The sequence below is a fragment of the Streptomyces virginiae genome (assembly GCF_040638905.1).
Classification (GTDB): domain Bacteria; phylum Actinomycetota; class Actinomycetes; order Streptomycetales; family Streptomycetaceae; genus Streptomyces; species Streptomyces virginiae_B.
The window spans coordinates 57,859-70,666 of sequence record NZ_JBEZYV010000007.1 but is presented as its reverse complement, the minus strand read 5'-3'; the positions used below and the strand labels follow the sequence as shown (position 1 = coordinate 70,666).

Here is a 12,808-nt window from a genome sequence, read left to right as displayed (position 1 = left end):
GATTCCGCTGAGAGTTTCGCGCACGAAGACCCTACGGACCGGCCCCGAGGGCCGCTCGCCAGTGCCGTCCCGTACTGTCGGATCCATGCCACGCCGCACCGCGACGATGCTCGCCTCCACCCTGGTGCTGTTCGCGCTGCTCTGCGCAGGAGTGTTCATGAAGGTCCCGTACTCCGAGATGAGCCCGGGCCCGACCGTGAACACGCTCGGGGACTCGCACGGCGAGCCCGTTCTCAACATCTCGGGACGCAAGACGTACCCGACCAGCGGCCACCTCAACATGACGACGGTCCGCGTCACGGGCGCCGACTACGAGATGAACCTGCTGGAGGCCGTCTACGGATGGCTGGCCGGCGACAACATCGTCGTCCCGCACGAGAACCTCTACCCGAACGGCAAGACCGACGCGGAGTCCACCCAGGAGAACGCCGAGGAGTTCAGCCAGTCGCAGCAGAGCGCCAAGGTCGCGGCCCTCAAGCAGGTCGGCATCCCGGTCACCGCCCGCGTGATCGTCGCCACGGTCGTCAAGGACAGCCCCTCCGAGGGCAAGCTGCACGCCGGTGACGTGGTCAAGGCCGTGGACGGCGCTCCGGTCACCGCCCCCGAGGACGTGGCCAAGCTCGTCACCAGGCACAAGCCCGGCGAACCGGTCGAGTTCACCATCGTGCCCGCGGCCGATGCCGCCGCTGCCGCGAAGGCGGGCCGCGAGCCGGCCGGCACCTCCAAGGTCACGATCACCGCGGGCAAGGCGGAGGGCGACGGCCGTGCCATCGTCGGCATCCGGGCCGGCAGCGACCACACCTTCCCGTTCACGATCGACATCAAGCTCGCCGACGTCGGCGGCCCGAGCGCCGGGCTGATGTTCGCCCTCGGCATCGTCGACAAGCTCACCCCGAAGGACCTGACCGGCGGGAAGTTCGTCGCGGGCACCGGCACCATCGACGACGCCGGCAAGGTCGGTCCGATCGGCGGCATCCAGATGAAGACCATCGGCGCCCGCAAGGCCGGCGCCGAGTACTTCCTGACGCCCGCCGACAACTGCGCCTCCGCCGCCTCCAACGTGCCCGACGGACTGACGCTGGTGAAGGTCTCCACCATCGACGACGCCACGAAGTCGCTGGAGAAGATCAGCAAGGGGGACACGGCCGGGCTGCCGCAGTGCAGCGCCAAGCCCTGACCGGTCCGCCCGCCCCGACCGCCTAGGCGAAGGTCGCCGCCAGTGCCTCGGCCAGGCCGGGCACCAGGCCCCCGCCGGTGAGAACCTCCGTCGAGGAGTCCTTCTCGCGCAGCCGTACGGCGGACTCGCGCGAGCCGTCGCGCAGCACGGCCACCGTGAGGCGGACCTCCTGCCGCTCCGGGTGTCCGGCGACCCACTTCGCCAGCTGCTTGTCGTTCAGGCCCTCGGGTACGGAGGCCTCCGCGGACGGCGGCAGCATGAGGCGCTCGACGGTCAGCGCACAGCCGACGACGGCGTCGGGCCAGGCGATGGTGCCGAGGAACTTGTCGAGCGGGGTCCCGGACGGGACGGTGTCCTGCTCGATCGGGGTGAGGGAGCTCTTGCCGGCGTCGTCCTTGTCGAGGCCGAGCTGCGAAGCCAGGCGCGGCTCCTGCTTCTTGAGCCGGGCGGTGTCGACCAGCGCGAACAGCCGCGCGGGCTTGTCCCAGCCGAGGCCTGCCGCGTACTCGTCGATCTCGAGGCAGGCGCGGGTCAGCGGGCTGGCCGCCATGGGGGTGCCGGGGGAAGGCGAAACGTTGGACATGGACAACATCCTGCCTCCTTTCCGCCGTATACCGGGAACTGACCGGAGCCTCAGTAAGTTGCATGAATGGGCTCTACGATCGGGGGTCCGTTCAATACCAGTACTCAGCGACTTTCGAGGTGCGCACCTTGGCTTTCCAGATGCCGGACCGCGGCGGAGGCCCTTCCGGGCCACGGATGAGAGTCGGCCGCCCCTCCCGGCGAGCACGCACTCTCCTCATGACTTTGGGCGTGCTGGCCGTCCTGGCCATGCTCTTCATCATGTTCGCCGGCTTCTGGACGGACTGGCTCTGGTTCCGCTCCGTGAAGTACTCCACCGTCTTCACCACCACGCTGTGGACCAAGATCGGCCTCTTTGCCGTCTTCGGCCTGCTGATGACGGGTGCGGTCGGGCTGAACATCTGGCTGGCGCACCGGCTGCGGCCGCCACTCAGCGCGATGTCGATGGAGCAGCAGAGCCTCGACCGCTACCGGATGAGCATCGCCCCGTACAAGAAGTGGCTGCTGCTGGGCATCTCGGTGCTCGTCGGCCTGATCGCCGGAGCGTCGGCGGCGGGTCAGTGGAAGACCTGGCTCATGTACGTGAACGGGGTGCCCTTCGGCACGAAGGACCCCCAGTTCCACATGGACGTGTCCTTCTACACCTTCGACCTGCCCTGGTACCGCTTCCTGCTCGGCTTCGGCTTCGCCGCCGTCGTCCTGTCGGTGATCGCCGCGACCGTCGTGCACTACCTCTACGGCGGACTGCGCGTGACCAGCCCGGGCGCCCGGGCCACCGCGGCCGCGACCGGGCACCTCTCGGTGCTGCTGGGCCTCTTCGTGACGCTCAAGGCGGTCGCGTACTGGCTCGACCGGTACGGGCTGGCCGTGAAGTCCAGCGACTTCAAGGCCGCCGACAACTGGACGGGCCTGCGGTACGTCGACGCCAACGCGTACCTGCCGGCGAAGACGATCCTCGTGGCCATCGCCGCGATCTGCGCCGTGCTGTTCTTCGCGACGCTGTGGCGCCGCACCTGGCAGCTGCCGGTGATCGGCTTCGGCCTGATGGTGCTCTCCGCGATCCTGATCGGCGGGCTCTACCCGGCGATCGTGCAGAAGTTCCAGGTCCAGCCGAACGAGCAGGCCAAGGAATCGCCGTACGTCCAGAAGAACATCAAGGCCACGCGCGACGCCTACGGGATCGCCGGCTCCGAGGTCACGGACTACCCGGGGGCCCCGCAGACGGAGGACCGGGGCAAGCTGCGGCCGCAGGCCGACACCACGGCCAGCATCCGCATCCTCGACCCGAACATCGTCTCGCCGGCCTTCCAGCAGCTCCAGCAGGTCAAGGGCTACTACGCCTTCCCCTCCACGCTCGCCGTGGACCGGTACAGCGGCCAGGACACCGTGATCGGGCTGCGCGAGCTGAACATCGGCGGCATCCCGAAGAACAACTGGATCAACGACCACTTCAAGTACACGCACGGCTACGGCGTGGTCGCGGCCAAGGGCACCTCGGTCAAGGACGGCGCCCCCGACTTCACCCAGTCCGACCTCCCGTCCAAGGGGATGTTCGGCACGGAGTTCGAGCAGCGCATCTACTACGGCGAGCAGACGAAGCAGTACTCGATCGTCGGCGGTCCGCAGAAGGAGCTCGACTACTCCGACGACAAGGGTGAGAAGGAGACCAGCTACCAGGGCGACTCCGGTGTCAACCTGGGCAACCCGGTCAACCGGGCCGCCTACGCGCTGACCTTCAGCGAGCCGCAGATCCTGTACTCGGGTGCCATCGGCGACGGTTCCCGCATCCTCTACAACCGCACGCCCAAGCAGCGCGTCGAAGCCGTCGCGCCGTGGCTGACGATCGACGGGGCTCCGTACCCGGCCGTGATCGACGGCCGGATCAAGTGGATCGTCGACGCGTACACGACGACCAACGGCTACCCGTACGCCTCGCGCACCACGCTGGGCCAGAGCACCGCGGACTCGCTGACCAACAGCCAGCGCGCGGTGGTCGCCCAGGAGAACCAGGTCAACTACATCCGCAACTCGGTGAAGGCCACCGTCGACGCGTACGACGGCTCGGTCGACCTGTACCAGTGGGACACCGAGGACCCGGTCCTGAAGACCTGGATGAAGGCGTTCCCGGGCACGGTGAAGCCCAAGAGCGCGATCGACAAGCCGCTCATGGACCACCTCCGTTACCCGCAGGACCTCTTCAAGGTCCAGCGCGAGCTGCTGACCCGGTACCACGTCACCGACCCGCAGACCTTCCTCAGCGGCAGTGAGGCCTGGGCCGTCCCGGACGACCCGACGACCAAGGCCGGTACGGCGGTTCCGCCGTACTACCTGTCGATGAAGATGCCGGGCCAGAAGGAGAAGGACCAGGTCTTCTCCCTCACCACGACGTTCACGCCGAACGAGCGGCCGAACCTGAGCGCCTTCATGGCGGTCAACGCCGATCCGGGCACCCCGGACTACGGCAAGATCAGAATCCTGAAGATGCCGACCAGCAAGCCGCCGGACGGCCCCGGCCAGGTGCAGAGCAAGTTCCAGTCCGAACCGAAGATCGCCGAGTCCATCCGCCTGCTGCGCGGTGGTGACTCGGAGATCGAGTACGGCAACCTGCTCGCGGTGCCGCTCGACGGCGGGATGCTCTACGTCGAGCCGGTGTACGTCCGCAGCTCCGGCCTGAAGTACCCGCTGCTGCGCAAGGTGCTGGTGACCTACGGAAACCAGACCGCCTTCGAGGACACCCTGGAGAAGGCGCTGAACGTGGTCTTCGGGGCCGAGGCCCCGACCACGCCGGTGCCGCCGGCCCAGCCGCCGGGCGAGGGCACCGTCACGCCCCCGACCAACCAGGACCCGACGGTCAAGGCGGCCCTCGCCGACGCGCAGCGGGCCGTCGAGGACGCCGAGAAGGCCAGGCAGTCCGGTGACTGGGCGGCCTACGGCAAGGCCCAGGACGAGATCAAGGCCGCGCTGAAGCGGGCGATCGAAGCCGAGGCGAAGGCCACGCCCCCTCCGTCGGGCGGCTGATGATCAATGGTGAAGGCTCCGTCCCGCGTCGTGATACTGTGGTTTCACCGACGCGGGGTGGAGCAGCTCGGTAGCTCGCTGGGCTCATAACCCAGAGGTCGCAGGTTCAAATCCTGTCCCCGCTACTGAAAACGAAGGCCCGGATCCATGGGATCCGGGCCTTCGTCATGTCCGGAGAGGACACGCGGTAGCTGGGGCGGGTGAGTTGGGGTAGGAGCGTGTTTGACTTACCTCACTGTGGGCATGTCGACAAAACGCTGTAGTGACCTCACTGACTGCGACATACCAGGTGTACGCGGGTAGCAGGTGATGCGACGATGGGATTTATGGGGGACAGGTCAACTCTGCTGGAGACAGGGCGGTTTGTGAGGGCGCAGGCCGAAGCGGGCACAGGAGCCAACGAGTCGGCACCCGTTGCCGACACGCAGACCGCACTGACCGATGCGGATTTCGCGCAGGAGATGTTCGCCGAGACCGACGCGGCGAGCGACGCCGAGCTGGAGGCCCGGTACCGGGTGGCCGCCGACAAGGGCGACCCCGGTGCCATGAGCGTGCTCGGCGCGCTGCTGCTGCGCCGCGGAGACCTGGACGGCGCCGAGCCGTACCTGCGCGGGGCCACCGGCGAGGGGGACCGCGCCGCCGCCAACAACCTGGGCGTCCTGCTGCTCCAGCGGGGCTACCCCGAAGAGGCCGCGGGCTGGTGGCGGGTCGCCGCCGTGGCCGGTTCCGCACCCGCCGCGCACGCCCTGGGCCGTCATTTCCGCGAGCGAGGGGACGAGCCGGCCGCCGAGTACTGGCTGCGCCAGGCGGCGGAATCCGGCCATGCGCTGGGCGCGTACGGGCTGGCCGACCTGCTGGAACACCGCGGGGACAAGGGCGTGGAGCGGTGGTTCCGCGCCGCTGCCGAACAGGGCCACCGCGAGGCCGCGTACCGGCTGGCGCGGCACCTGCGCAAGGGCGACCCGGCCGAGGCCGAGCAGTGGTACCGGCAGGCCGCCGCCCGGGGACACCGGCGCGCCGCCCTGCACCTGGGCGCGCTGCTGGAGGCGCGCGGGGAGCTGAAGGAGGCCGGGCGCTGGTACCTGACCTCCGCCAAGCAGGGCGAGGCACGGGCCGCGTGCGCGCTCGGCTTCCTGCTGCGCGACGCCGGGGACGAGGACAGCGCGGCCGCCTGGTGGCACCGGGCCGCGCAGGACGGCGACGGCAACGCCGCGAACGCCCTGGGTGCGCTGCACGCCGCGCGGGGCGAGACCCAGACCGCCGAGCGCTGGTATCGGACCGCCATGGACGCGGGCGATCAAAACGGGGCGTACAACCTTGCTCTGCTGTGCGCCGCACAGGACCGGACCGCCCAGGCCGAGCAGTGGTACCGGCGCGCCGCCTACGCCGGACACCGCGAGGCGGCCAACGCGCTGGCCATCATGCTGCTCCAGGTCGGCGACGCGGCAGGGGCCGAGCCGTGGTTCTCCAAGGCCGCCGAGGCGGGCAGCGTGGACGCCGCGTTCAACCTCGGGATCCTGTTCGCCAGCCGCGACGAGGACCGTACGGCGCTGAAGTGGTACGAGCGGGCCGCCTCGGCCGGGCACACCGACGCGGCGCTCCAGGTCGGCATCGCCCTGGTGCGGGACGGGGAGGAGCGGGCCGCCGAGCGGCACCTGCGGTGTGCGGCGGGCGGCGGCAGCGCTGAGGCGGCGTTCCGCCTGGCCGCGCTGCTGGAGTCGCTGGCTCCGCCGCCGGAGCCGCCGGCGTTGGGCGAGCCGGTGGGCGGCGCCCCGCGCACCGAGAGCGAGGAGTGGTACGAGCGGGCCGCCGAGCTGGGGCACCGCCGGGCCCAGGTGCGCGTCGGCATGCTGGCTGCCGCCCGCGGTGACATGGAGGCGGCCGCCCGCTGGTACCGGGAGGCGGCCGAGGCCGGGTCCCGCAACGGCGCGTTCAACCTGGGGCTGCTGCTGGCCCGCGAGGGGAGCGAGCCGGAGGCCGCTCTGTGGTGGACCCGCGCCGCGGTGGCGGGCCACGGCCGGGCCGCCCTGCGGCTGGGCCTGCTGGCGGCCCGCCACGGGGACCTCGCGGAGGGCCAGAAGTGGTGCGCCCGCGCCATGGAACTGGGCCCGGCGGAGGTCTCGGAGCGTGCCGCCCGGCTGCGCGAGGCGCTGGCGGAGGAACTCTCGGCGTGACCCCGGCCGGGGTCCGGACCGGGGCCCGGACCGGGGGCCTGGGCCAGCCCCGGCCGGCCTCCGTTAACCGATTTGCATCTGCCGGGGGCGTTCACGTAACGTTGGGTTTACCGACGCGGGGTGGAGCAGCTCGGTAGCTCGCTGGGCTCATAACCCAGAGGTCGCAGGTTCAAATCCTGTCCCCGCTACTGAAGACTCAGGGCCCGGATCCAATGGATCCGGGCCCTGAGTCGTTTCCGCGGGCGAAGCGTCCTGGGAAACGGGTAAGGCCCGGACCCCACAGGGTCCGGGCCTTACCCGTCGTCCGGGCTCAGGCGCCCGCGCAGTTCGGGCACACTCCGCGGTACGTGACCTCGACCGCCGACACGACGAAGCCGAAGCGCTCCGAATCCGGCAGGTCGGCCAGCGGGTTCCCCGCCGGGTGGACGTCCCGGATGGCGCCGCACTGTGCGCAGACCAGGTGCTGGTGGGGCCGGTGGGCGTTCGGGTCGTACCGCTTGGCACGCCGGTCCGTGGCGACTTCCAGGACCTCGCCGAGGGAGACGAGCTCGCCCAACGTGTTGTAGACGGTCGCGCGCGAGATCTCGGGCAGCTTGGCCACGGCGCGCGCGTGCACCTCGTCGGCCGTCAGGTGCACATGGTCGCCGTCGAGCACCTCGGCCACGACGCGCCGCTGTGCCGTCATGCGAAAGCCGCGTCCGCGAAGTCGTTCCAGCAGGTCACTCATAGACACCAGCCTAACAGTGAGGGGGATTCGGTGTAACTCCCGAACCAGTGCGGAATTGGATGCTTGCTTGACTTGGACAATGTCCATTGTAGGATCGAGTACGGCAGACACCGAGGACAGGACCGCAGTGATGACGCAGGAGGCGCACGTGACGCAGGGACCGCTCACCACGGAGGCCGGGGCGCCGGTGGCCGACAACCAGAACAGCGAGACGGCCGGCATCGGCGGCCCCGTTCTGGTCCAGGACCAGCTCCTGCTGGAGAAGCTCGCGCACTTCAACCGCGAGCGCATCCCGGAGCGCGTGGTGCACGCCCGCGGCGCCGGCGCGTACGGCACCTTCACGCTGACCCGTGACGTCTCGCAGTGGACGCGCGCCGCGTTCCTGTCCGAGGTCGGCAAGCAGACCGAGACCTTCCTGCGCTTCTCCACCGTCGCGGGCAACCTCGGCAGCGCCGACGCGGTGCGCGACCCCCGCGGCTGGGCGCTGAAGTTCTACACCGAAGAGGGCAACTACGACCTCGTCGGCAACAACACCCCGGTGTTCTTCATCAGGGACGCCATCAAGTTCCCCGACTTCATCCACACCCAGAAGCGCGACCCGTACACCGGTTCGCAGGAGGCGGACAACGTCTGGGACTTCTGGGGTCTGTCGCCCGAGTCCACCCACCAGGTGACCTGGCTGTTCGGTGACCGCGGCATCCCGGCGTCCTACCGCCACATGAACGGCTACGGCTCGCACACGTTCCAGTGGAACAACGAGGCCGGCGAGGTCTTCTGGGTCAAGTACCACTTCAAGACCGACCAGGGCATCAAGAACCTGACCCAGGCCGAGGCCAACCGGCTCGCCGGCGAGGACCCCGACAGCCACCAGCGCGACCTGCGCGAGGCCATCGAGCGCGGCGACTTCCCGACCTGGACCGTGCAGGTCCAGATCATGCCGGCGGCCGACGCGGCGACGTACCGCTTCAACCCGTTCGACCTCACCAAGGTGTGGCCGCACGCGGACTACCCGCCGATCGAGATCGGCAAGCTGGAGCTCAACCGCAACCCGGAGAACGTCTTCGCCGAGGTCGAGCAGAGCATCTTCTCCCCGGCGCACTTCGTCCCCGGCATCGGTCCCTCCCCGGACAAGATGCTCCAGGGCCGTCTCTTCGGCTACGGCGACGCCCACCGCTACCGCGTCGGCATCAACGCCGACCACCTGCCGGTGAACCGTCCGCACGCCACCGAGGCGCGCACCAACTCCCGTGACGGCCACCTGTACGACGGCCGCCACAAGGGCGCGAAGAACTACGAGCCCAACAGCTTCGGCGGCCCGCACGAGACCGGCCGTCCGCTGTGGCAGCCGGTCCCGGTCACCGGTGGCACGGGCAACCACGCCGCCGCCGTGCACAGGGAGGACAACGACTTCGTCCAGGCCGGCAACCTCTACCGCCTCTACTCCGAGGACGAGAAGGCCCGTCTGATCGAGAACCTCTCCGGCTTCATCGCCAAGGTCTCCCGCGACGACATCGTCGAGCGCGCCATCGACAACTTCCGCCAGGCGGACGGCGACTTCGGCAAGCGGCTCGACGCCGCGGTCCAGGCCCTTCGTGGCTGACGTGCACCGCTCGCCGTAGCAGGACGCCGGGCCGCAGCCCTCCCCGGAGGGCTGCGGCCCGGCGTCGTCTCACGCCGGCACGGTGCGCCGCGCCGGGGCCCAGCAGCGGATGACGTCGCGCACCGACACGATGCCCACCGGTCCCCCGTGCTCAAGGACGATCAGGTGCCGGAAACCGCCGTGCGCCATCGCCTCGGCGGCTTCCTGCACTGTGGCGTCGGGGGTGCAGAAGACGACGTTGTTGGTGGTGTGCGCGCCCACCGACTCCCGGTCGGGATCGTGGCCGGCGCCGATCGAGTTGAGGATGTCGCGCTCGGTCAGGATGCCGATTCCGCTGTGGTCGGGGTCGAGGACGACGGCCGCGCCGACGCGCCGGCCGGACATCAGGCAGGCCGCCTGTCGAAGGGTGTGTGCGGGGCCGAGGGTGAGGATCACGGTGCTCATTGCGTCACGGACGAGCATGAAGAGAGCCACCTCCTGGGGTGAGTCCCCCCGCTTGGGTGGGTGCGCAGCGCGAAGACGTCTCCAGTGAAACGCTTCACAAGGGCACAAGCGGGGGGATCCTCAGATTCCCACGGACCGGAGGGGCCAGCAAGGAGGCGTGCGAAAGGAGCACGCCCGGCGCGCACGCGCGTCAGGCGCGGGGGCGGAGCAGACCCAGCATCTCCTCATGGAGCAGGCCGTTGGACGCCGCCGCGTTCCCGCCGTGCACGCCGTCGACCCCGTCCAGGCTGGTGAAGCGGCCGCCCGCCTCCTGCACCACCACCGCGATGGCCGCCATGTCCCACAGGTTCAGCTCCGGCTCGGCACACAGGTCCAAGGAGCCCTCCGCGACCATCATGTACGGCCAGAAGTCGCCGTAGCCGCGGGTGCGCCAGCACGCCCGCGTCAGGTCCAGGAAGCCGGGCAGCCGGCCCTGCTCCTCCCAGCCGCTCAGCGAGGAGTACGCGAACGAGGCGTCGCCCAGCCCGGCCACCCGCGACACACCGATCGGGGCGGTCTCGCCGAGGGCGCCGCCCGAGTAGGCGCCACCGCCCTGCGATGCCCACCAGCGGCGGCCCAGCGCCGGCGCGGACACCACGCCGACCACGGGGCGGAACACGCCGTCCTCGCCCTGCGCCATCAGCGAGATCAGGGTCGCCCAGACGGGGACCCCGCGCACGTAGTTCTTCGTACCGTCGATCGGGTCCACGACCCAGCGGCGGGGGCCGCTGCCCTTGAGCCCGTACTCCTCGCCCAGGATGGCGTCGTCGGGCCGGGCCGCCGTGATGCCGGCCCGGACGACCTCCTCCGCGGCCTTGTCCGCCTCGCTCACCGGGGTCATGTCCGGCTTCGTCTCGACCTTCAGGTCGAGGGCGCGGAACCGCTCCATCGTGGCGACGTCCGCCGCGTCGGCGAGTTCGAGGGCAAGGCGCAGGTCATCGTCATACTCGGGCATGCCCGAACAGTATCGGGGCTCCCGGACCCCGGCCAGCGAGGTCCACAGTGCGGCCGGACGGGCCCCTTGACGGCGCAGGCGCCCTTGACAGGCCCTGGCGCCCCATCAACTCTGGCCGGAGAGCCGAGCGGGGAGGCGCGGATGCCGGCAGCCCGGGATTCCTTGCTGGACGCGGCGGCAGCGGCGCTCTCGGCGCGCCCCTGGCCCGACGTCCGGATGGTCGACGTGGCCGCCGCGGCCGGGGTGTCGCGGCAGACCCTCTACAACGAGTTCGGCGGCAAGGCGGGCCTGGGCCGCGCCCTGGTGCGGCGCGCGGCCGACCGGTACCTGGAAGGGGTGGACCGGGCCCTGTCCACCCCGGCCCGGGCCCCGGAGCGGCTCGCCGCGGTCGCGGAGTGGACCGTGGGGGCGGCCCGCGCGCACCCCCTCGTACGGGCCCTGCTGACCGGCAGCTGGGGGCCGGGCCTGCCCGCGGCGGGCCGGCGCGAACCGGGGCCCGGCGAGCTCGCCCGTGCCGTGCGCGACCGGGCGGCCGCCGCGCTCACGCCGGGGGAGGGCCCGCAGCGGTGCGAGCTGGCGGTACGGCTCGCCCTCTCCTACGTCATCGCCCCGGGGGAGGAACCGGGACCGGGGGAGCTGATCGGGCTGCTCAGTGCGCCGATCCCGACAGCTGGAGCCCGATGACCCCGAGGATGACCAGCGTGATCGAGACGAGTTTGAGCGTGGAGACCAGGTCGCCGAGGAAGACCATGCCGTAGATCGCCGTACCGGCCGCGCCGATGCCCGTCCAGACCGCGTACGCGGGACCCACGTCCAGCTTCTTCAGGGCCAGGGTCAGCAGGCCGAAGCTGCCGAGCGCGAAGCACGCGAAGGCGACGGTCGGCCACAGCCGGGTGAATCCGTGGGAGAGCTTGAGGCAGACCGCGAAACCCGTCTCCAGGAATCCCGCGACCACGACCAGCAGCCACGCCATGGCGAATGCCTCCCCGCGTCATGTGACATCACGTCACTTGGTGCGATTATGCACTTGTCCAGACGGGTACTCCGACAAACACGGCATACCCGCCGGGTCGGTCAGTCGCCCTCGCGGCGCTCCCGCGTCTGCAGCAGCCGCCGCAGCGAATACAGCCGCGCCGGATCCGCGTGGCCGTCCTCCACCCACTTGTCGAGCGCGCAGTCCTGCTCGTCGTGGCTGCACGCCCGCGGGCAGCCCTCCGTACCCGGCACCAGCTCGGGGAAGGCCAGGATCACCCGGGAGGGGTCCACGTGGTGCAGGCCGAAGGAGCGCACGCCCGGGGTGTCGATGACCCAGCCGTTGCCCGAGGGCAGCGGCAGCGCCAGCGCGGAGGTGGTCGTGTGCCGGCCGCGGCCCGTGACCGCGTTCACGTGCCCGGTGGCGCGCTGGCGGCCCTTGGCGACCAGCGAGTTCACCAGGGTGGTCTTGCCGACGCCGGAGTGGCCGACGAAGGCGGTGATCCGGCCGTTCAGACGTTCGCGGACCCGCTCGGCAGCGTCGCCGGCGGCCAGCTCCTCGCGGTTGGTGACCACGTAGTTCAGACCGAAGGTCGAGTAGATCTCCAGGATCTTGTCCGCGGAGGTCAGGTCGGACTTGGTGAGCACCAGCAGCGGCTCCAGGCCGGCGTCGTACGCCGCCACCAGGCAGCGGTCGATCATTCGGGGCCGCGGCTCCGGATCGGCCAGGGCCGTGACGATCGCCAGCTGGTCGGCGTTGGCGACGACCACCCGTTCGTACGGGTCGTCGTCGTCCGCGGTGCGCCGCAGGACGGACTTGCGCTCCTCGATCCGCACGATCCGGGCCAGGGTGTCCTTCTTGCCGGACAGGTCACCGACGATCCAGACCCGGTCGCCCACGACCGCGGCCTTGCGGCCCAGCTCCCGGGACTTCATCGCGGTGATCGTGCGGCCGTCGACCAGGCAGGTCAGCCGGCCGCGGTCGACGGTCAGGACGAAGCCCTCGGAGGCGTCCTCGTGTTTGGGCCGGATGTTCGTACGCGGCCGGTTGCCCTTGGGGTTCGGGCGCTGGCGGATGTCGTCCTCATCGGTGTGCTTGCCGTACCTGCGCATGACGGGC

The 12,808-nt window shown here is 70.6% G+C and carries 11 protein-coding genes and 2 tRNA genes; 7 read left to right on the top strand and 6 right to left on the bottom strand.

Annotated elements, in window-relative coordinates; genetic code table 11:
• Window positions 1-85 precede the first annotated feature (85 nt).
• Window positions 86-1,177: a YlbL family protein gene (locus AB0F82_RS12530; RefSeq protein WP_362626255.1), complete on the top strand. Its 1,092-nt coding sequence runs from the start codon at window positions 86-88 to the stop codon at window positions 1,175-1,177.
• Between the two features lie 22 nt (window positions 1,178-1,199).
• Here AB0F82_RS12530 and AB0F82_RS12525 read toward each other — a convergent pair whose 3' ends face one another.
• On the bottom strand, window positions 1,200-1,769 hold the full coding sequence (locus AB0F82_RS12525) for a PPA1309 family protein (protein WP_356813627.1): 570 nt from the start codon (window positions 1,767-1,769) through the stop codon (window positions 1,200-1,202).
• A 131-nt stretch (window positions 1,770-1,900) separates the two neighbouring features.
• On the opposite strand from AB0F82_RS12525, the gene AB0F82_RS12520 reads away from it, so the two are divergent.
• From AB0F82_RS12520 to AB0F82_RS12505, 4 genes are all read left to right on the top strand, one after another.
• Window positions 1,901-4,777 carry a UPF0182 family membrane protein gene (locus tag AB0F82_RS12520; RefSeq protein WP_362626612.1) on the top strand — a complete coding sequence of 959 codons (2,877 nt, stop codon included), beginning with the start codon at window positions 1,901-1,903 and terminating at the stop codon, window positions 4,775-4,777.
• Between the two features lie 51 nt (window positions 4,778-4,828).
• A tRNA-Met gene (locus tag AB0F82_RS12515) sits at window positions 4,829-4,902 on the top strand.
• 192 nt (window positions 4,903-5,094) lie between these two features.
• The gene (locus AB0F82_RS12510; protein ID WP_362626251.1) at window positions 5,095-6,951 is read left to right on the top strand and encodes a tetratricopeptide repeat protein; all 1,857 of its coding nucleotides are present in this window, start codon (window positions 5,095-5,097) and stop codon (window positions 6,949-6,951) included.
• Window positions 6,952-7,065: 114 nt separating this feature from the next.
• Window positions 7,066-7,139: transfer RNA gene (locus tag AB0F82_RS12505), tRNA-Met, on the top strand.
• 122 nt (window positions 7,140-7,261) lie between these two features.
• On the opposite strand, the gene AB0F82_RS12500 is transcribed toward AB0F82_RS12505, so the two are convergent.
• Window positions 7,262-7,678 carry a Fur family transcriptional regulator gene (locus AB0F82_RS12500; RefSeq protein WP_362626248.1) on the bottom strand — a complete coding sequence of 139 codons (417 nt, stop codon included), beginning with the start codon at window positions 7,676-7,678 and terminating at the stop codon, window positions 7,262-7,264.
• Window positions 7,679-7,808: 130 nt separating this feature from the next.
• Between AB0F82_RS12500 and AB0F82_RS12495 the strand changes: the two genes are divergently transcribed.
• A complete protein-coding gene (locus tag AB0F82_RS12495) occupies window positions 7,809-9,278 on the top strand; it encodes a catalase (RefSeq protein ID WP_362626245.1) in 1,470 nt (489 codons plus the stop codon).
• A 69-nt stretch (window positions 9,279-9,347) separates the two neighbouring features.
• Here AB0F82_RS12495 and AB0F82_RS12490 read toward each other — a convergent pair whose 3' ends face one another.
• Complete coding sequence (locus AB0F82_RS12490) at window positions 9,348-9,740, bottom strand: CBS domain-containing protein (protein WP_362626242.1); 393 nt, start codon at window positions 9,738-9,740, stop codon at window positions 9,348-9,350.
• Window positions 9,741-9,912: 172 nt separating this feature from the next.
• Window positions 9,913-10,716 (bottom strand): histidinol-phosphatase, encoded by an 804-nt coding sequence (gene hisN, locus AB0F82_RS12485; protein WP_356813623.1) that lies wholly within the window; start codon window positions 10,714-10,716, stop codon window positions 9,913-9,915.
• Window positions 10,717-10,857: 141 nt separating this feature from the next.
• Here hisN and AB0F82_RS12480 point away from each other — a divergent pair, with 141 nt between their 5' ends.
• Complete coding sequence (locus AB0F82_RS12480; RefSeq protein WP_362626239.1) at window positions 10,858-11,400, top strand: TetR/AcrR family transcriptional regulator; 543 nt, start codon at window positions 10,858-10,860, stop codon at window positions 11,398-11,400.
• Here AB0F82_RS12480 and AB0F82_RS12475 read toward each other — a convergent pair.
• Window positions 11,366-11,689 (bottom strand): DMT family transporter, encoded by a 324-nt coding sequence (locus AB0F82_RS12475; protein WP_356815873.1) that lies wholly within the window; start codon window positions 11,687-11,689, stop codon window positions 11,366-11,368. The two genes, AB0F82_RS12480 and AB0F82_RS12475, sit on opposite strands and share 35 nt — an antisense overlap.
• Window positions 11,690-11,790: 101 nt before the next feature.
• Window positions 11,791-12,801, bottom strand: a complete 1,011-nt coding sequence (rsgA, locus tag AB0F82_RS12470) for a ribosome small subunit-dependent GTPase A (protein ID WP_362626235.1) — start codon at window positions 12,799-12,801, stop codon at window positions 11,791-11,793.
• Window positions 12,802-12,808: the final 7 nt, after the last annotated feature.